Origin of the sequence: Variovorax sp. VaC1 (assembly GCF_043658315.1) — a bacterium.
Lineage (GTDB): Bacteria > Pseudomonadota > Gammaproteobacteria > Burkholderiales > Burkholderiaceae_C > Variovorax.
Window position 1 is genome coordinate 218,908 of sequence record NZ_JBIGLT010000007.1, and the last position, 19,510, is coordinate 238,417.

12 protein-coding genes are annotated in these 19,510 nt (G+C 67.6%); 9 read left to right on the top strand and 3 right to left on the bottom strand.

From position 1 onward, the window contains the following. The first annotated feature begins 11 nt into the window (after window positions 1-11). Window positions 12-3,119 (top strand): excinuclease ABC subunit UvrA, encoded by a 3,108-nt coding sequence (gene uvrA, locus ACGLHS_RS26545; RefSeq protein ID WP_394484666.1) that lies wholly within the window; start codon window positions 12-14, stop codon window positions 3,117-3,119. Between the two features lie 43 nt (window positions 3,120-3,162). Continuing rightward, on the top strand, window positions 3,163-4,053 hold the full coding sequence (locus ACGLHS_RS26550; RefSeq protein WP_093246379.1) for a DMT family transporter: 891 nt from the start codon (window positions 3,163-3,165) through the stop codon (window positions 4,051-4,053). A gap of 16 nt (window positions 4,054-4,069) precedes the next feature. On the opposite strand, the gene ACGLHS_RS26555 is transcribed toward ACGLHS_RS26550, so the two are convergent. The 3 genes from ACGLHS_RS26555 to ACGLHS_RS26565 form a co-directional block, all read right to left on the bottom strand. Next, window positions 4,070-4,825 carry a GntR family transcriptional regulator gene (locus ACGLHS_RS26555; RefSeq protein WP_394484668.1) on the bottom strand — a complete coding sequence of 252 codons (756 nt, stop codon included), beginning with the start codon at window positions 4,823-4,825 and terminating at the stop codon, window positions 4,070-4,072. 219 nt (window positions 4,826-5,044) lie between these two features. Then, window positions 5,045-6,808 (bottom strand): glycerol-3-phosphate dehydrogenase/oxidase, encoded by a 1,764-nt coding sequence (locus tag ACGLHS_RS26560; RefSeq protein ID WP_394484670.1) that lies wholly within the window; start codon window positions 6,806-6,808, stop codon window positions 5,045-5,047. After that, window positions 6,805-8,352: an FGGY family carbohydrate kinase gene (locus ACGLHS_RS26565; RefSeq protein WP_394484672.1), complete on the bottom strand. Its 1,548-nt coding sequence runs from the start codon at window positions 8,350-8,352 to the stop codon at window positions 6,805-6,807. Before ACGLHS_RS26565 ends, ACGLHS_RS26560 begins: the two co-directional genes overlap by 4 nt. 181 nt (window positions 8,353-8,533) lie before the next feature. Here ACGLHS_RS26565 and ACGLHS_RS26570 point away from each other — a divergent pair, with 181 nt between their 5' ends. The 7 genes from ACGLHS_RS26570 (at window position 8,534) to atpE (ending at window position 19,271) form a co-directional block, all read left to right on the top strand. After that, window positions 8,534-9,580 (top strand): substrate-binding domain-containing protein, encoded by a 1,047-nt coding sequence (locus tag ACGLHS_RS26570; protein ID WP_394484674.1) that lies wholly within the window; start codon window positions 8,534-8,536, stop codon window positions 9,578-9,580. A gap of 14 nt (window positions 9,581-9,594) precedes the next feature. After that, the gene (locus tag ACGLHS_RS26575) at window positions 9,595-11,103 is read left to right on the top strand and encodes a sugar ABC transporter ATP-binding protein (protein ID WP_394485113.1); all 1,509 of its coding nucleotides are present in this window, start codon (window positions 9,595-9,597) and stop codon (window positions 11,101-11,103) included. Next, window positions 11,100-12,116 (top strand): ABC transporter permease, encoded by a 1,017-nt coding sequence (locus ACGLHS_RS26580; protein ID WP_093246384.1) that lies wholly within the window; start codon window positions 11,100-11,102, stop codon window positions 12,114-12,116. The genes ACGLHS_RS26575 and ACGLHS_RS26580 overlap by 4 nt, the downstream gene beginning before the upstream one ends. Window positions 12,117-12,136: 20 nt before the next feature. After that, on the top strand, window positions 12,137-13,117 hold the full coding sequence (locus tag ACGLHS_RS26585; protein ID WP_394485114.1) for an aldo/keto reductase: 981 nt from the start codon (window positions 12,137-12,139) through the stop codon (window positions 13,115-13,117). Between the two features lie 49 nt (window positions 13,118-13,166). Continuing rightward, window positions 13,167-14,018: a class I fructose-bisphosphate aldolase gene (locus ACGLHS_RS26590; RefSeq protein WP_093246385.1), complete on the top strand. Its 852-nt coding sequence runs from the start codon at window positions 13,167-13,169 to the stop codon at window positions 14,016-14,018. 159 nt (window positions 14,019-14,177) lie between these two features. Beyond that, window positions 14,178-18,887 carry an RICIN domain-containing protein gene (locus tag ACGLHS_RS26595; RefSeq protein WP_394484676.1) on the top strand — a complete coding sequence of 1,570 codons (4,710 nt, stop codon included), beginning with the start codon at window positions 14,178-14,180 and terminating at the stop codon, window positions 18,885-18,887. Window positions 18,888-19,031: 144 nt separating this feature from the next. Further along, entirely contained in the window at window positions 19,032-19,271 is a 240-nt protein-coding gene (gene atpE, locus ACGLHS_RS26600; RefSeq protein ID WP_081270724.1) for a F0F1 ATP synthase subunit C, read from the top strand. Window positions 19,272-19,510 lie beyond the last annotated feature (239 nt).

Sequence of the window (19,510 nt, forward strand, 5' to 3'; positions counted from 1 at the left end):
GGCGGTCTATCATGTCCGGTTGCCCTCGGACGATCGCCCCCTTGAATTCAACATCCACTGAAGACTTCGCGGAGCGCGCGCGCGACGCGAAACTCGAACGCGACACCTACCTCGGCGCGGTGCTGGCGCAGCAGCGCATCAGCATCCGCGGCGCGCGCACCCACAACCTGAAGAACGTCGATCTCGACATTCCGCGCAACAAGCTGGTGGTCATCACCGGCCTGTCGGGCTCGGGCAAGTCGAGTCTGGCCTTCGACACGCTGTATGCCGAAGGGCAGCGGCGCTACGTCGAGAGCCTGTCGGCCTATGCGCGGCAGTTTTTGCAGCTCATGGACAAGCCCGATGTCGACGTGATCGAGGGCCTGTCGCCCGCCATCAGCATCGAGCAGAAGGCCACCAGCCACAACCCGCGCTCCACCGTGGGTACGGTGACCGAGATCCACGACTACCTGCGCCTGCTGTACGCCCGCGCTGGCACGCCCTACTGCCCCGACCACCACCTGCCGCTGCAGGCGCAGACCGTCTCGCAGATGGTCGACGCCACGCTGGCGCTGCCCGACGAGCCCCGGCTGATGATCCTGGCGCCCGTGGCACGCGAGAAAAAGGGCGAGTTCCTCGAACTCTTCGCCGAGATGCAGGCCGCGGGCTACGTGCGCTTTCGCGTCGACGGGCAGACCTACGAATACAACGACCTGCCCAAACTCAAGAAGACCGAGAAGCACGACATCGACGTGGTCATCGACCGCCTGCGCGCGCGCCCCGACATGCAGCAGCGCCTGGCCGAAAGCTTCGAGGCCGCGCTGCGCCTGGCCGAAGGCCGTGCCATTGCGCTGGAGCTGGGCGCCGAAGGGGTGGCCGACAAGGAGCACCTGTTCAACGCCAAGTTCGCCTGCCCGAGCTGCCACTACTCGCTGTCGGAGCTGGAGCCGCGCCTCTTCTCGTTCAACTCGCCCGTGGGTGCCTGCCCGAGCTGCGATGGCCTGGGCCACCGCGAGGTGTTCGACCCGGCGCGCGTGGTCGCCTTCCCGTCGCTGTCGCTCGCCAGCGGCGCCATCAAGGGCTGGGACCGCCGCAACGGCTACTACTTCAGCATGATCGAGAGCGTCGCCAAGCACTACAAGTTCGACGTCGACGCGGCCTTCGAGTCGCTGCCCGCGTCGGTGCAGCAGGTGCTGCTGCACGGCTCGGCGGCCGAAGAGATCAAGTTCAACTACACCATGGAGTCGGGCAACTTCGCGGGCAAGAAGCTCACGAAGAAGCACCCCTTCGAAGGGATCATCCCGAACATGGCGCGGCGCTACCGCGAGACCGATTCGGTGATGGTGCGCGAAGACCTCGCGCGCTTTCGCAACCTGCAGCCCTGCCCCGATTGCGGCGGCTCGCGGCTGCGGCGCGAGGCGCGCAACGTGTTCCTGGTCGATGAATCGGCGCGCCCGGCCGATGGCGGCGAGCCGCCGCGCATGGCGATCTTCGAGTTGAGCCACCTCACGCTGCGCGATTCGCTCGCGTGGTTCCAGACGCTCAAGCTGCGCGGCGCCAAGGCCGACATCGCCGACAAGGTCGTGCGCGAGATCGGCCTGCGCCTGAAATTCCTCAACGACGTGGGCCTCAATTACCTGAGCCTGGACCGCAGCGCCGAAACCCTTTCGGGCGGCGAGGCGCAGCGCATTCGCCTTGCGTCGCAGATCGGCTCGGGCCTCACGGGCGTGATGTACGTGCTCGACGAGCCCAGCATCGGCCTGCACCAGCGCGACAACGACCGCCTGATTGGCACGCTCAAGCATCTGCGCGACATCGGCAACAGCGTGATCGTGGTCGAGCACGACGAGGACATGATCCACGCCGCCGACCACGTGATCGACATGGGCCCCGGCGCCGGCGTGCACGGCGGCCGCGTGATGGCGCAGGGTACCTATGCCGAGGTGTCGGCCAACCCCGAATCGCTCACCGGCCAGTACCTCTCGGGCGTGCGCAAGATCGAAGTGCCGAAGCACCGCACTGCGTGGTTGCCGGTCGTGAAGAAGGCCGCCTTCAACGAAGGCAAGAAGCCCTCGCGCTTTCCGCAAAGCCCCGCAGCCGAACGGCGTGCCGCGCGCGAAGCGGCCCACCTTGCCACGCAGACCGACCTGCAGGAGATCCGCGTGGTCGGCGCCACCGGCAACAACCTGAAGAACGTGAGCGTGGCCTTCCCGGTCGGCCTGCTGACCTGCGTGACGGGTGTCTCGGGCTCCGGCAAATCGACGCTGGTGAACGACACGCTCTACACCGCCGTGGCGCGTACCCTGTACCGCGCACATGAGGAGCCGGCCGCGCACGAGTCGGTCGAGGGCATCGAGTATTTCGACAAGGTCATCAACGTCGACCAGAGCCCCATCGGCCGCACGCCGCGCAGCAACCCGGCCACCTACACGGGCCTGTTCACACCCATCCGCGAGCTGATGGCCGAGACCAACACCGCGCGCGAACGCGGCTACGGCCCCGGCCGCTTCAGCTTCAACGTGGCCGGCGGCCGCTGCGAGGCCTGCCAGGGCGATGGCGTCGTGAAGGTCGAGATGCACTTCCTGCCCGACGTGTACGTGCCCTGCGAGGTCTGCCACGGCCAGCGCTACAACCGCGAAACACTCGAGGTGCTCTACAAGGGCAAGAACATCGCGCAGATCCTCGAGATGACGGTCGAGACCGCGCACGAGTTTCTGAAGGCCGTGCCCACCATCGAACGCAAGCTGCGCACGCTGCTCGACGTGGGCCTGAGCTACATCAAGCTGGGCCAGTCGGCCACCACGCTGTCGGGCGGCGAGGCCCAGCGCGTGAAGCTCGCGCTGGAGCTCAGCAAGCGTGACACCGGCCGCACGCTCTACATCCTCGACGAGCCGACCACCGGTTTGCACTTCGCCGACATCGAGCTGCTGCTGAAGGTGCTGCACCAACTGCGCGACGCGGGCAACACCATCGTCGTGATCGAGCACAACCTGGACGTCATCAAGACCGCCGACTGGCTGATCGACATGGGCCCCGAAGGGGGCGCGGGCGGCGGCACGGTGGTGGGCGAAGGCACGCCGGAAGACATCGCGGCGAACGAGGCGAGCCACACGGGGCGTTACCTCAAGCGGCTGCTGTAGGCGCCTGCACACAGACACACAGGCCGCGCCACAATCGCAGCCCATGCCCTCCTTCACACCGCGCCAGTTCGTCCTTCTCGTTCTCCTGACCCTCGCCTGGGGTTTCAACTGGCCAGTGATGAAGCTGGGCGTGGCGGACTATCCGCCGCTCGGCTTTCGCGCGATCTCGATCTGGCTGGGCCTGCCGGTGCTGGGCCTTGCGCTGGTGTGGATGAAGGTGCCGTTTCGCGTGCCGCGCAGCGCGTGGCCCGAGCTGCTGTGGCTGGGCGCCACCAACATGTTCGTCTGGCACGCCTGCATCATCCTGGCGGTGAAGGCGCTGTCGGGCGGGCGCGCGGCGATCCTGGGCTACACGATGCCGGTGTTCTCCGCCGTCATCGGGGCCGTGCTGTTCGCGGCCGTGCTCACGCGGCGTGCGTGGCTCGGCGTGGGTGCCTGCGCGGTCGGCGTCGGGCTGCTGCTGTGGCACGAGCTCACCGACTTCGCGGGGCGGCCCGGCTACGTGGCGCTGGCGCTGGTGGCCGCCGCCACGTGGGCACTGGGCACGCAGCTGTTGCGGCACACGCGCATCGGGTTGCCGACGCTCACGCTGTCGTTCTGGATGACGGCGCTCACGGCGGTGGTGATGACGGTGCTGTCATTGCTCTTCGAGCGCGAGCAGTTGCGCTGGCCCGGCAGCGTGACGTGGGGATCGATCGGCTACAACGCGGTGCTGATCTTCGGCTTTGCGCACGCGGCGTGGTTCTATCTGGCGCGCGGCCTGCCGCCCATTGCCTCGACGCTGAGCGTGATGTTCATCCCCGTGCTCGGCGTGTTCAGCGGCGCAGTGTGGCTGGGCGAAGTCGTGCACTGGCAGGACTGGGTCGCGGTCGCGCTGATGATGGTCGCGATCGCCTCAGTGCTCTGGCCTTCGCGCGACACCGCCAAGGCCTGACGCGCGCCTCGGGGCCTCAGGTCGTCGTCTGCACGTGCAGGCGGCTGGTCTTGCAGCGGTGCAGCGCGCGATAGTGCTCCAGTGGCCGCCCATTGGCACCGTAGGCAATCGACTCGATGCGCAGCAGCGGCTCGGGCTGCGGCAGGTCGAGCAGTTCGCAGGTCGCGGCATCGGGCAGCACCGCATCGATCCAGCGCTCGGCACGCACGAGGCGCAGGCCGTATTGCCGGCGCAGCACGTCGTAGAGCGAGCGGTCGTCCAGGCGCGTGCGATGCAGGCCCGGCGCCAGGTCGGCGGGCACCACGGTTTCGACCAGCAGGCGCAGCTCGCCATCGACGCTGCGCAGGCGCTTGAGCGCGACCACCTGGGTGTCGTCGGTCAGGCCCAGCGACGCGGCCTCCTGCTCGGTGGGCGCGCGCAGTTCCTGCGTGAGGATCTGCGTGCGCACCGAGCGGCCCTTGCGCTCCATTTCGTCGGAGAAGCCGAGCACGGTCGAGACAAAATCTTCATCGCGCTCGCGCGCCGACACGAAGGCGCCACGGCCCTTGATCTTGTAGATGAGGTTGTTGCGCACGAGGTCGGCCAGCGCCTCGCGCACCACGATGCGCGAGATGCCGAACTGCTCGCCCAGCTCGGCCTCGGAAGGCAGCTTGGCGCCGATGGGCAGCACGCCCTGCAATATCTGCATGCGGATGGCGTCGCGGAACTGGGCCCACAGGGGGGATTCGGAATCGCGGTCGAGCACGGTCGGGGTGTCGGTCGAAGAGTTCATGTCAGTGGTTCACCACGCAGTCGTGGATTTTTCATGGGACCGGCTTTGTGGGTTCAGGAGCGCTGCTGTTCGGGGCGCGTGCGGATGACACCGGCCACGCCCCTCCGCGAATGTCCCCCGGCCTGCGGCCTCCTGCTTTGTTTCGCTGCGGGGAGCACCCGATGCCATTCGCACAGTGAGTGCCGTTGGTGCATCGCTGATCGACCAGTGGTTCATATTTCACGACTGGCCAAAGGCCGAGCTGGCCATCAATGATGCATCGAAAGAAGGTGCCACCTCGGCCGCCACCGGCGAGAGCCGCACACCATGGCGCTCGCGCAATGCGGTGCTGCAGGCCTGCAGCTCCTTGTGCGCCAGGGTTGCATCCCACCCCAGCGCCTCGGCCGCAACGCTCGCCATTTCGGCCAGCGCCGCGTCGGTGACAAGGCCACGGATCGCAAGCAAGGTTCGGCGGATCACCAGATCGTCGAGATGCATCACACCCGTTTCAAGGCACAGGTAGGACAGCTCGGCCACCGAGTAATCGGGCGCGTGCAGCAGCGGCACGTCGCCCGAAGCCCCGAGGCGCTGCGCCAGCGGCAGTGCCTTCGATCCATAGCGGCGCAGCAGCACCTGCGCACGCGCACGGCCCAGGCCCGAGGCCGCGACCATGCGGTCGAGAAAGCGCTCGGTGGCTTGCGCATCGGCCGGCAGTTCGGCGCCGCCGCCGATGGGCAGGCCTTCGGTCGATGCGGTGCGCGGGCGGCCCAGCCGCTGCAGCACTTCGTTCGTCGCTTCTTCGGCCAGCGCGCGGAAGGTCGTCCACTTGCCGCCGACGAGGCCGACGATGGGAATGTCGCGCGTGGCATTGGGCAGGTCGACCACCACCGAGTGGTCGCGCGAAATCTGCCCCGGCTTGTCGGCATCGGAACGCGCGAGCGGGCGCACGCCGACGTAGGTGTAGACCACGTTGTCGCGGCCGAAGGCCATGTTCGGAAAGACCTCGCCCAGCACGTCGAGCAGGTAGTCGACCTCGGCCGGCTCGGTCGCGATCTTGTCGGGGTCTTCCACCGGGATGTCGGTGGAGCCCACCAGCACGCGGTCGAGGAACGGATAGACGATGCACACCCGCCCGTCGACCGCCTCGAAGTAGGCCATGCGGCCTTCGAGCGCGTCGCGCAGCACGGGATGGTCGAGCACGAGGTGCGAGCCCTTGGTGCCCATCACGCGCGAGCCCGCGCCGCCGAGCACGGCGGTGCTGCGGTCGAGCCACGCGCCCGTTGCGTTGACCACGGTGTCGGCCGTCACGCGCACCAGCGCACCGGTGATCTCGTCGCGCAGCGTCAGGATGTTGCCCGCGCAGCCCATCACGCGGCAGTAGTTGGCGGCGGCCGAGCGCGGCTGGTCGCGGCAGGCGTCGCCGATCAACTCGAGGATGAGCCACTCGGGGTGGCTGATCCATGCATCGAAGAAGGTGGCGGTCCAGCGCACGGCCGCGCGGAACAGGTTGCGGTCGGTCGGCGGCACGCGGCTTATGCGGTGGTTGGGCATCACGCGCTGGCGGCGGCCCAGCAGGTCGTACAGGCGAAGGCCCGCGGCCACGGCCAGCAGGCCGCGCGTGCGTTGCGGCGGCATGCGGCCGAAGAACTTGAGCGCGCTGCTCATGAGGCCGCCGAAGAAGCTCGACAGCGGCACCACGGTCTTGAGCGGCTGCACCAGGTGCGGCGCGTTGCGCAGCAGCAGGTTGCGCTCGCGCGTGGCCTCGGCCACCAGCGAGAAGCTGCCGTTTTCCAGGTAGCGCAGGCCGCCGTGGATCATGCGCGACGGTGCACTGCTGGCACCGGCACTGAAGTCGCCCTTGTCGACGATCAGGCAATCGACGCGCTGCAGCGACAGGTCGCGGAACACGCCGACACCGTTGATGCCGGCGCCGACGATCACGGTCGAAAAATGGCGATCCGCCAGCGAGGCAGGACGCACGAAAGGCAGTTGCCAGGCGCTCATGGAGAAACCTCCGCGCTTCGCGCTGCGGTGCGAGCGCCTTCGGGCGGCCGGGCGGCGCTCATCGCCCCCTCTGCCAGATGAGAGAACACAGGAGACATGGTGTCGATCAGTTCATTGAAACCGGCGTTGAAATCGGCATGGGCCTGCGCGTCGCGCGCATCGGGCTCGACGATGCCGCAGGGCGCGAGCAAGGCGCTGCCCTGCGCGGCGTGGTCGATGTCCTGCGACATGGCGGCATAGATCGCGGCGCCGCGCGCACCGGTTTCGTCGTCGGCGCAGCGCTCGACCGGGCGGCCGAGAAATGAAGCGAGCAGGCGCACCAGCCGCACGTCGCTGGCACCGCCGCCGAGCACGGTCGTGGCCGACACGGGCAGGCCGCATGCCGCAAGGCGCGCGGTGTGCCGCACATGCAGGGCCGCCGTGGCATCGACCACGGCACGCGCCATGTCGCCGCGCGTGTGATGGCTCTTGAGCCCGACGAAGCCGGCGGTGATGCCGCCTCCGCCATTCACGAAAGGCAGGAAGCGCAAGCCACCCGCACCCAGCGGCACCGACATCGCCAGATCGACCACGGCACGCGCATCGGGCAGGCCCAGCGCGCCGGCCAGCCACGCGATGTTGGCCATCGACGAGGGGCTGTTCTCCATGTAGAGCCGTTGCCGCTCGCGGCCGAAGTTCACGACGGCCGCAACGTCGGGCTTGGGCTCGATCACCGGCCCGATGACGGCGTTCACGCACCACGTGCCGAACACCGACACCGCGCGCCCGCGCCCTTCGGCGCAGATCGCGGTCATCGAGGCAAGCAGGTCGATGGCACCCATCGCGACGGGAATGCCCGCGGGCAATCCGCACAGTGCCGCTTCCGATGGCTGCAGCTGCCCGAGCACCGTGCTGCTCGGCAGCAGAGGCCCGAAAGCACGCGGGCCGAGGTCCGCGATGCCCGAGGCATCGAAGGCCGCCTGCGACCACGTGCCCGTGGCAATCGACACCAGCCCGGCGGTGCTGGCGTCGCTGGCATCGGTCGCGATCTCGCCGGTCAGCAGAAAGCCGAGATAGTCCTTCGCGAACAGCAGGCGGTGCACCTCGCCGCGCTGCACGGCGTCGGTGCCCAGCAGCTCGGCCGCGATCACCGTGGGCTGTCCCGGCCAGGGCTGGCAGCCCACATCCGCGAACAGGCGCGGGCCATGGCTGGCAGCCAGTGCGCGCGCACGCGCATCGGCACGCTGGTCGGTCGAGGCCACGGCCCGCCCACCCACAAGCTGGTTGCGCGCATCGAGCGCATAGAGCCCCGCGCCGTGGCCAGTGCAGCCGATGGCGCGGACTTCGGCCACGCGGGCGCCGAGCTGGTGGGCAACGTCGCGCAGCACATGGGTCAGGGCCGAGCGGATGGCGGTCGCGCTCACTTCGCATCCCCCCGCGGGCAGCCGGTCGTGCGGCAGTGGCATTCGGGACAGGGCGACGGCCCGGCCGCTCCCGGCCTCGAGGGCCAGGGCTTTCAGGCTGCTCGACCCCATGTCGATGCCGATGAGTATGTTGGGCTTCATGTCATAACAGCTTCGGCGGAATAAAAGCACCTTGCCAGTAGTGTTTCCCCTAGTTAACCCCGTAAACAGGCAGCGCGTACATTCTAGCCTGTCATAACAACTGTCGTGACAACGAGGATCAGAGAGCTGCCTTCAAAAGCAGCATCAGCAAGCTGTGCCACCCAACGTGAGGAGACAAAAAATGAGGCGTAATTTCCTGAAGTCCGCAGCGGCCGCCGGCATCGGCCTGGCCGGTGCGAGCGCGCTTGCGCAGCAGCAAGCGGCAACCCCCGCCGCGGGTGCCGGCCTGCGCGGCAACGCCAGCGACGTCTACGTGATGAACGTGATGGTGTCGGGCGTGGAATACTGGTTTCCGGTCTACGAAATGATGAAGCAACTCGGCCGCACGCTGGGCGTTCGCACCCGCTACACCGGCACGCCGGAGTACGACGTCAACAAGCAGCTCGCGTCCTTCGAGCAGGAACTGGCGCGCAAGCCGGCCGGCATCCTGCTGCATCCGATGAACCCCGACCCCTTCATCGAGCCGATCAACCGCGCGGCGGCGATGGGCATCCCGGTCGTCACCTTCGCGGCCGACTCGCCGAACTCCAAGCGCACCTCGTTCATCACCTCGGACAACGACCGCGAAGGCACGCAGGCGGCCGATGCGATTGCCGCGTCGCTCAACGGCAAGGGCGAATACGCCGTGCTGGAAAACCCCGGCCAGGACAACCACGACCGCCGCATCGCCGCCTTCGTCAACCGCATGAAGACCAAGCACCCGGGCATGAAGCTGGTCGGCCGCGCCGCCAGCAACCAGGACCCGAACAAGGCCTACCAGGCCGTGCTGAGCCTGGCACAGGCCAACCCGAACCTGGGTGCGCTGTTCATGCCCGAGGCCAACTCGGCGCTCGGCGCGGCGCAGGCCAAGGTAGAGACCAAGAAGAACATCAAGGTGATGTGCTGCGACGTGAACGCGAAGATCCTCGACATGATCAAGTCGGGCGACGTGTTCGGCTCCATCAACCCGAACCAGGGCATGCAGGGCTACATGGGGATGATGATGCTGTTCCTGGCCAAGAACCCTTCGCTCATCGACCCGATGAACGACGCCAGGCGCAACGGCACCAACCCGATGGCCGTGCCCTTCCTGGACAACGGCCTGGCCGTGGTCAGCAAGGCCAATGCCGACGACTTCTACTGGGACAAGTACCTCGCCCGCCGCGGCACCAAGGGCATCGGCGAGTGAGCCGGGAGAACGCGGTGGGCGCACTGCTCGAGTTGCGCGGCATCAGCAAGCGCTTCGGCGCTTCGCGCGCGCTCTCGGGCGTGGACTTCTCGTTGCACGCCGGCGAGATCCACGCCCTGTGCGGCGAGAACGGCGCGGGCAAGTCCACGCTGATGAACATCATCGATGGCATTCACCAGCCGGACGAGGGCACGATCTCGCTCGACGGCCAGAAGGTGGCCATCGACGGCCCGGCGCATGCGATGCGCCTGGGCATCGGCCTGGTGCACCAGGAGATCGCCTTGTGCGGCGACGCCACCGTGGCCGAGAACATCTTCATGCCCGAGATCAACGCCGGCAAGCATGCGTGGATGAACTACGCGAGCCTGAACGAGCGCGCCGGCAAGGTGCTGCAGCGGCTGGGGCAGGACATCGACCCCGCCTCGCTGGTGAGCACGCTGAGCATTTCGAGCCAGCAGCTCATCGAGATCGCCAAGGCGCTCACGCTCGACTGCAAGGTGCTGATCCTCGACGAGCCGACGGCCGCGCTGACCGACAACGAATCGGTGGCGCTCTTCAAGGTGCTGCACGACCTCAAGGCGCAGGGCATCGGCATCATCTACATCAGCCACCGCATGGCCGAGATCTTTGCGCATGGCGACCGCGTGACCGTGCTGCGCGACGGGCGCAACGTGCATTGCGGCCCGCTGGCCGAACTCAATGCCGACGACCTGGTGCGCCGCATGGTCGGGCGCGACCTGGGCAACTACTACCCGCCGAAGCAGGACGACCGAAGCTCGAACGACCCCGTGCTCGAAGTGAGCGACATCGCCGATGGCGAGCGCGTGCATGGCATCTCGTTCACGCTCAGGCGCGGCGAGATCCTCGGCATTGCCGGCCTGATGGGCGCCGGCCGCAGCGAACTCGCCGAGACCGTGTGCGGCCTGCGCCCCGCCACGCGCGGCACGGTGCGCCTGCGCGGCAAGACGCTCACGGTGCGCAAGTACAGCGACGCGCTGCGCGAAGGCATCGCCTACCTCAGCGAAGACCGCAAGGCGGCCGGCGTGTACCTCGACCTGCCCATTGCGCAGAACATCGCATCGATGGCGCTGCAGCGCGTCAGCTCGCGCTTCGGTCTGCTGCAGCGCGCGGCCGAACACAAGCTGGCGACCGACCTGGGCGCCAAGCTCAAGTTGAAGTCCGACGGCGTGGCCATCGACGTGGCGAGCCTGTCGGGCGGCAACCAGCAGAAGGTGGCCATCGCCAAGCTGCTGGCCACCAACCCGTCGGTGCTGCTGATGGACGAACCCACGCGCGGCGTCGACGTGGGCGCCAAGTCGGAGATCCACCACATCCTGCGCGAGCTGGCGGGCCAGGGCGTGGGCGTGGTCGTGATCTCGTCGGAGCTGCCCGAAATCATCGGGCTGTGCGACCGCGCACTGGTGATCCGCGACGGCCGGCTGGCCGGTGAACTGCAAGACAACGAAATGACGGAAGAGGCGCTGCTGCGGCTGGCCTCCGGACTCGAACAGGAGATGGCATGAACTACCCCGCACAACTCGACGCCGGCGTGGCGCCACGGCAGGCACCGGGCGGCCCGGCGAAGCCGCCCAACAAGCTCACCAGCATGCGCGAGATGGGCCTGTTGCTCATCATCGCGGTGCTGTGCGTGGCCATGAGCTTTGCCTCGCCCTACTTCCTCACGTGGGACAACGTGCGCGCGATGCTGCTGTCGTTCTCCATCGAAGGCATCGTGGTGGTCGGCATGACCATTCTGCTGATCGTCGGCGGCATCGACCTGTCGGTGGGCTCGGTGGTGTGCTTCGCGATGGTGGTCACGGGCAAGCTCTTCCTCATGGGCCTGGACCCATGGACCGCAGGCCTCGTGGCCATTGGCGCGAGCGCATTGATCGGCGCCATGATCGGCGGCTGCGTCACGCGCATCGGGCTGAACCACTTCATCGCCTCGCTGGCCTTCATGGTGATCGTGCGCGGGCTGTGCCTGGCGCTCACGCAGGGCACGCCGCAGTCGCTGTTCTCGCTGCCGGCGGAGTTCAAGTTCATCGGCCAGGGCACGCTGTTCGGCATTCCGGCGGTGATCCTGATCTTCCTGGCGATCGTGGTGGTCAGCGACTTCGTGCTGCGCCGCTCGACGCTGCTGCGCCGCGTGTTCTACACCGGCAGCAACGAGAAGGCCGCGCTGTACTCGGGCATTCGCGTGGGCCACGTGAAGTTCTGGGTCACGGTGCTGTGCTCTGCCTCGGCGGGCCTAGCCGGCGTGATCTACACGGCGCGCTTCGGCGCCGCCACGCCGACCTTCGGCATGGGCATGGAACTCAACGTGATCGCGGCCGCCGTGATCGGCGGCGCCAGCCTCAAGGGCGGCTCGGGCACGGTGCTGGGCGCGGTGCTCGGCCTGGCCCTGCTGTCGGTGGTGACCAGCTCGCTGATCCTGCTCGACGTGTCGCCTTACTGGCAAGACGTGATCAAGGGCTTGATCCTGCTCGCGGCCGTGACCATCGACCACATCCTGAACACCCGAAAGACCAAGCGATGAGCACCACCACTGCATCGACGATGAAGAAGACCACCCTCGGCCCCTCGGACATCGAAAGCTCGGCCATCGGCCTGGGCACCTGGGCCATGGGCGGATGGATGTGGGGCGGCGGCGACAACGCGGCCGCCGTGCTGGCCATCCAGGCCTCGCTGGACGCAGGCGTGACGCTGATCGACACCGCGCCAGCCTACGGCCTGGGCCGTTCCGAGAGCATCGTCGGCACGGCCCTCAAGGGGCGCCGACAAGAGGCCGTCATCGCCACCAAGTGCGGACTGGTGTGGCACACCCAACAGGGAACGCACTTCTTTGAAGAAGACGGCCACCCGGTGTACCGCTACCTCGGGCGCGAGTCGATCTTTCATGAATGCGAAGAGAGCCTCAAGCGCCTGCAGACCGACTACATCGACCTGTACATCACGCACTGGCAGGACAGCACCACGCCCGTGGCCGAGACCATGGACGCACTGCTCGCACTCAAGAAGCAGGGAAAGATCCGCGCCATCGGCGTGAGCAACGTGAGCCCCGAGACGCTGGCCGAGTACCTGCAATACGGCCCGGTCGATGCGGCGCAGGAGCGCTACAGCCTGATCGACCGCGAGATCGAGCAGACGCTGATGCCGCTGTGCACCGAGCACAACGTGGCGGTGCTCGGCTACTCGTCGCTGGCGCTCGGCCTGCTGGCCGGCCCCATTGATCCCGCGCGCCAGTTCACCGGCGACGACCAGCGCGCCACCAACCCGCGCTTCAGCACGGCGAACCGCACGAAGCTCAAGGCCTTCTTCGAAGAACTGGAGCCGCTGCGCAAGCAGCTCGAATGCTCCTTCGGCCAGATGATGATCGCGTGGACGCTCGCGCGTGGCAGCGTCTCGGTGGCGCTGTGCGGCGCGCGCGTGCCGAAGCAGGCCATCGAGAACGCGGCCGCCGGCGCGATCACCTTGCGCGACGACGCGCTGCTGCTGATCGACGCGGCCGCCGCCCGCCACCTGAACGCGCTGGCCTGACGCCCGCCGCTTCATTCCCCTCATTTCTCTGAACAAGGATTCCCTTCGTATGTCGAAAGACAAGACCGCACGCCTGAACCGGCTGCTGAACAACGGCCGCTGCCTGGACATCGCGCTCGACCACGGCGTGTGCAACGAGCCCTCGTTCCTCGACGGCCTGGAGGACATGCCCCAGGTCATCGACAGGCTCGTGGGCGCCAAGCCCGATGCACTCCAGCTCAACTACGGCCAGTCCGACCTGCTGCAGGACCGCCCCGGCCGTGACAAGCCCGCGCTGGTGATGCGCATCGACATGGGCAACCCCTACAACGCCACGCTGCACCGCGTGATGTGGGCCCAGTTGCAGAACGAGCACGACCCGGTGCTGCCGGCCGTGCAGCGCGACGCGGCCTGCGTGGTGGTCAACCTGTTCATGCTGCCGAACGAGCCCGACCTGTTTCGCCAGTGCGTGCAGAACATCGCGCGCGTGCGCGCCGACTGCGACCGCTACGGCATGCCGCTGATGATCGAGCCGCTGGTGATGCAGTCGCCCACGCCGGGCAGCCGCTACATGGTCGACGGCGACGCCGAGAAGATCGTGACGCTGGTGCGCCTGGCGCGCGAGATGGGCGCCGACATCGTCAAGGCCGACCCGACCAGCGACCCGAAGGATTTCCACCGCGTGGTGCAGGCCGCGCGCTGCCCCGTGCTCGTGCGCGGCGGCGGCCGCGAAGACCTGCAGCAGGTCTTCGCGCGTTCGCGCGTGCTGATGGACGAGGGTGCGGTCGGCATGGTGTACGGGCGCAACGTCTACCAGCACGCCAACCCGTCGGCGGTGGTCGATGCGCTGATGGCCATGATCCACCGCGGCGCCAGCGCCAAGGAGGCATGGGACATCTATGAATCGGGCGGCGCGAAGTGATGCGCTGACGCCCGCATAACGGAGGAGGGAGAGGCTGCACGGCGGGCAACGGTTTCGTTGCCCGCCGGGGGTGCGCCTGCGCGCGCGCTTTGCTGGTGAGAGACGGAGTTGATCGAGGAAGAGGGTTCCCTGCGAACTTCAAACAACCTGGAGGCGACGATGAAAATCCGGTATTACTTGATGGCGTTCCTGCTGCCATGCATCACCTTGCTGACGCATGCGGCGATCACCGGGGTCAGTCCGATGACGACCCTGGGCAACATGGCGGCGGCGGTGTCCGAAGCCGTCGCCGACCCGCTCCCGCTGCAGGGGCCGGGCCTGGGCAATCTCACCTACACCTCGGCCGAGCTGTTCAAGCCCGTGTCGATGATCACGAGCCTGGCGCACCCGCTCGACCCGGCGCACAGCGATGCCTACGAGTCGCGCGAGGTGCCCGCCACCTACCCGGGCCGCAAGGACTACGGCATGAACGCGGGCATCATGATCAACGGCTACTTCCTCACCTCCTTCGCGCCGGACAGCGGCCTGGGCCCGGGCGGCTTCCTGCTGTACGACGTGTCGAACCCGCGCCAGATCAAGCTCGTCAAGAAAATCTACGAGCCCGAAGCCCGCACCAGGGAGTTCCGCGAAACGCACTCCTTCGGCACCGCGAAGATCGGCGGCAAGACCTACGTGGTGCTGCCCAGCATCAACGGCGTCGAGTTCTGGGACTTCACCGACATCAACGACATCAAGCAGGTGAAGAAGCTGGCGCTGCCCGGCGTGAACGGCGGCGACTACGAGAACGTGGCCTGGCAGCTGTGGTGGCAGGCGCCCTACCTGTACGTGGCGTCTGCCGGCCGCGGCATCTTCATCGTCGATGCCACGGACCCCGCGAACGCGGTGGTCGCGAACCGCGGCGCCGGCAAGCCGAACCCGGTGCCGACGGGCGAGCTCGGCGGCTTTCGCATCGGCCCGATCTTCACGATGGGCAACCACATGGTGCTGACCGCGATGGAAAGCAACGGCGGCTTCGCGAGCCTGGACATCTCCGACCCGCTCAACCCCAAGGTGCTCGATTCGATCGTGGGCACCACGCCGTTCTATTACGCGACCTGCTTCGACGGCCGGAACCTGCACGCCTCCGCGCGCAACAGCGGCGCCAAGATGTACAGCTACGACCTGAGTGACCGCTCGCGCTTCGTGGCCGAAGACAACCGCCTCGTCATCGACGAACAGCTCTACTGCGCCACGCAGGACAACTACGTGATCCAGGGCGCGCAGACGCGCATCCACAAGGTCGACGTGAGCAATCCGCTGAACCATGTCGAAGTGGGCCGCGGCAGCATCCTGCGTGAGGACGATCCGAACTTCTCGCACTCGGACAATGGCCAGGTCGCGATGTTCGGCAACCTCGTCTTCGTGGGCAACGACCACGGCTCGGGCAGCGGCTTCATCGTGCACTCGGTGGACCCGGACACCACCAAGCCCGAGGTGAAGCAGGTCTCGCCCGCCAACGGCGCGAAGCAGCAGGCACTGACCTCGCGCATCGGCCTGGGCATGACCGACAACATCCGGCCCGAGAGCGTGAATTCCAACACCTTCATCGTGCGCCCGGTGGGCGGCAACACGCTGGCGGGCACCTACAGCGTGCAGCTGGGCATCGTCAACTTCCACCCCGAGCAGCCGCTGCAGCCGGGCACGAGCTATGAAGTGTTCCTGCCGGCCAACGGCCTGAAGGACTACGCGGGCAACGCCATCGGCGCGGACTACAAATCGACCTTCAACACCGGCAACGCGACCGACATCAACCTGATGCACCACTGGACGCTGGCCGGCAACCTCTCGGACCCGGTCGGCAACAACGGCGGCACGCCGGCACAGGGCGATGCGTTCGAGAGCATCGGCATGAACTTCGCGAACCGCACCGCCGGTGTGCCGCTGAAGAACGACTCGGTGGCCACCGTACTCGGCGGCACCGCATCGCTGAGCTTCTACATGAAGACCACGCAGGCAGGCGGCCCCAACTCGTGGACCGCGCCCGGCATCTTCGGGCGCGACCAGTCGGGCGGCGCGGACGACGTGTTCTGGGGCTGGCTCGACAACGGCGGCCGCATCAAGCTGTCGATCGGCAACGACGCGGGCACGGCGTCCACGGCGGCCGTGAACGACGGCAACTGGCACCACGTGGTGTTGACGCGCGACGCGGCCTCGGGCGCGCAGGCGGTGTACGTCGATGGCGTGAAGACCACCTCCACCGGCCCCACGGGCAACAAGGGCCTGTCGAACAAGTTCAGCGTGCTGGGCCAGATCCAGGGCAACGCGGCGCTGTTCAAGGGCACGCTGGCGGAAGTGCGCGTGTACGGCCGCGTGCTCAACGACACCGAGGTGAACACGCTGCGCGGCCAGGCCATCATCGGCGACCCGGGCCTTGGCGGCGGGCCGAAGATCGTCAACGGCCAGCTGGTGTTCAACCCGGCCACGCTGGGCAGCGGCGGCGCGCAGTTCCGCTGGAACTTCGGCGACGGCACGCAGACGGCCTATTCGAACCAGCCGAACTACAGCTACACCTACACGCGCCCCGGCCACTTCACGGTGACGCTGACGGTGAAGGACGCCAACGGCCGCGAGACCTTCTACACGTACAACCTCACGGTGATCGTTCCGGTCACGGCGCGCGCGCCCACGCACACCACCAACATCGCGGGCGACGCGAACGCGGTGTACTCGGTCAACCCCGACAGCGGCACGGTCGCCGCCATCGACGCACAGACGCTGGCCAAGCGCTGGGAAGTGCGCGTGGGCGAAGAGCCGAAGACGCTGGCCGTGGGCCCCGACGGCCGCCTCTGGGTCACGGTGCAGGGCGAAGACAAGCTGGTGGTGCTCAACGCGGCCGACGGCAGCACCTCGGCCACCGTGCCGCTGGCCTACGGCAGCGGCCCGTACGGCGTGGCCTTCACGCCCGACGGCGCCAAGGGCCTGCTGACGCTGGAGAGCAAGTCGGTGCTGATGAGCTTCGACCCGAGCAACGGCGCCACCACCGGCGCGGTCGCGCTCGACGGCAACCTGCGCGGCATTGCCGTCAACGCCGATGCGCAGGTGGCCTACGTCACGCGCTTCAAGTCGAAGATGACCGGCGGCCAGCTGCACAAGGTGAACCTGCAGACCATGAGCGCGATGACGACCATCGCGCTGCCGGTGGACACCACCACGGTCGATACCGAAAGCCGCGCGCGCGGCGTGGCCAACTACCTGAGCCAGGTCGTCATCTCGCCGGACGGCACGCGGGCGGTGCTGCCTTCGAAGAAGGACAACATCGTGCGCGGCAAGTTCAGGGACGGCAACAACCTGGTGCACGACCAGACGGTGCGTTCCATCCTCTCGCAGGTCAACCTGCAGACGGCGGCCGAAGTGTTCGCCGAGCAGATCGACTTCGACGACCGCGCACCGGCGCGCGCCGCGCTGTTCTCGCCGTCGGGCGACTACCTCTTCGTGGCGCAGATGGAAGGCAACCGCGTGGCCATCGTCGATCCGTACAGCCGCTCGGTGCGGGGCGAGATCAACGCGAGCAGCGCGCCGCACGGCCTGTACCTGGACGCGGTGCGCAAGCGCCTGTACGTCAACAACTTCCTGGCGCGCTCGGTGTCGGTGCACGACGTGGCCTCGGTGCTGGCGTCGGAATCGGCGGCGGCGGTCTTCCTGCAGAACGTCTCGACGGTCGCGCAGGAGCCGATGTCGCCCGCGGCGCTGCGCGGCAAGCAGGTGTTCTACAACGCGGCCGACCGACGCATGAGCAAGGACAACTACATCTCCTGCGCGAGCTGCCACGCGGATGCCGGCGACGACGGCATGGTGTGGGACTTCACCCAGCGCGGCGAGGGCCTGCGCCGCACCATCAGCCTGCAGGGACGGCGCGGCCTGGGCCACGGCAAGCTGCACTGGACGGCCAACTTCGACGAGGTGCAGGACTTCGAGAACGACATCCGCAACGAGTTCGGCGGCACCGGCTTCCTGACGAATGCGGACTTCGCGGCCACGCAAGACCCGCTGGGCGCGCCCAAGGCCGGCAAGAGCGCGCAGCTGGACGACCTGGCGGCCTACCTGACCTCGCTGAACAAGTACATGCGCAGCCCGGCGCGCAACGCCGACGGCAGCCTCAGCGTGGATGCGGCGCGGGGCCAGGCGCTGTTCGCCTCGGCGCAGTGCGTGACCTGCCACACCGGCGCCACCTTCCGCGACGGCGTGCGGCATGACGTGGGCACGATCCAGGCCTCGTCGGGCAAGGGCATGAGCCAGCCGCTGGCGGGCGTGGGCTTCGACACCCCGACGCTGCTGGGCACCTGGAACACGACGGCGTTCTTCCACAACGGCCAGGCGGCCACGCTGCAGGACGTGCTCGCCAGCGGTCACGGCAACGCCAGCAGCCTGCCGCCCGCCGACGTGGTGGCGATCCGCGAGTACGTGCGCTCGCAGGACACCGACCCGACGCCGACCATCACCCGCATCCGCTCGAACCACAGCAACCTGTGCGTGAACGTCAAGGGCGCTGCAACGACGAGCGGAACGACGGTGGTGCAGTGGCCATGCGGCAACGCGGGCAACGAGAGGTTCACGGTGACGGGCCTGCCCGGCGGCTACGTGCAGTTCAAGGCCGAGCACAGCGGCCTGTGCCTGGCGCAGAACGGCACCGCGACGACGAACGCGGCGGTGGTGCAGCTGGCCTGCTCGGCCGGCGACACCACGCAATGGAGCCAGGTGGGCGGCGCCCTGAAGAACCGTGCTTCGGGTTCGTGCCTCGACGTGCCGAACAACGCCACGACGCAGGACACGGCGCTGATCACCTGGACCTGCAACGGCGGCAACAACCAGAGCTGGACCCAGCTGCCCTGAAGCCCTGGCACTCACCTGAAAGCAAAGCCGGCCGCGTCATGCGGCCGGCTTTTTTCTTGCCGCCCATGACCTCCCACGTCATGGACCGTGCGCACCCGCTCTGGGAAAGTACGTCCATCGATCAACCAACCAGGAGAAAACACCATGACCGGCTTCAACATCCTTCCCCTCGCAGTCGCCCTGCTGATCGGCATTGCCGCACTCGGCTCGTGCCTGGGCATCGGACTGGTCGGCCAGAAGTTTCTGGAAAGCAGCGCGCGCCAGCCCGAAATGGTCGACACGCTGCAGACCAAGTTCTTCCTGATCGCGGGTGTGACAGACGGCGCATTCATCATCGCCACCGGCATCGGCCTGTGGTTTGCGACGGCCAATCCGTTTGGCTGACCCCCAGTCTTCGCGCACTTCGTGTCGCTGCGCCAACTCCCTTTCAGGGGGCAACACCTGCGGCCCGGCAAAGCCGGTTCCGCGGTGTTCTTGAACAGGCAGCGCACCAGGAAGTGACACGACCCACTGGCACCATTCGTGCTAGCACCGTTGACATTGAATTGTTTATAGTTAAAGTATTTAGCTATCAACGGTTCGATGTCGTCGGTGCTGCATGACGTGGTGCCGACGCGTCGTTT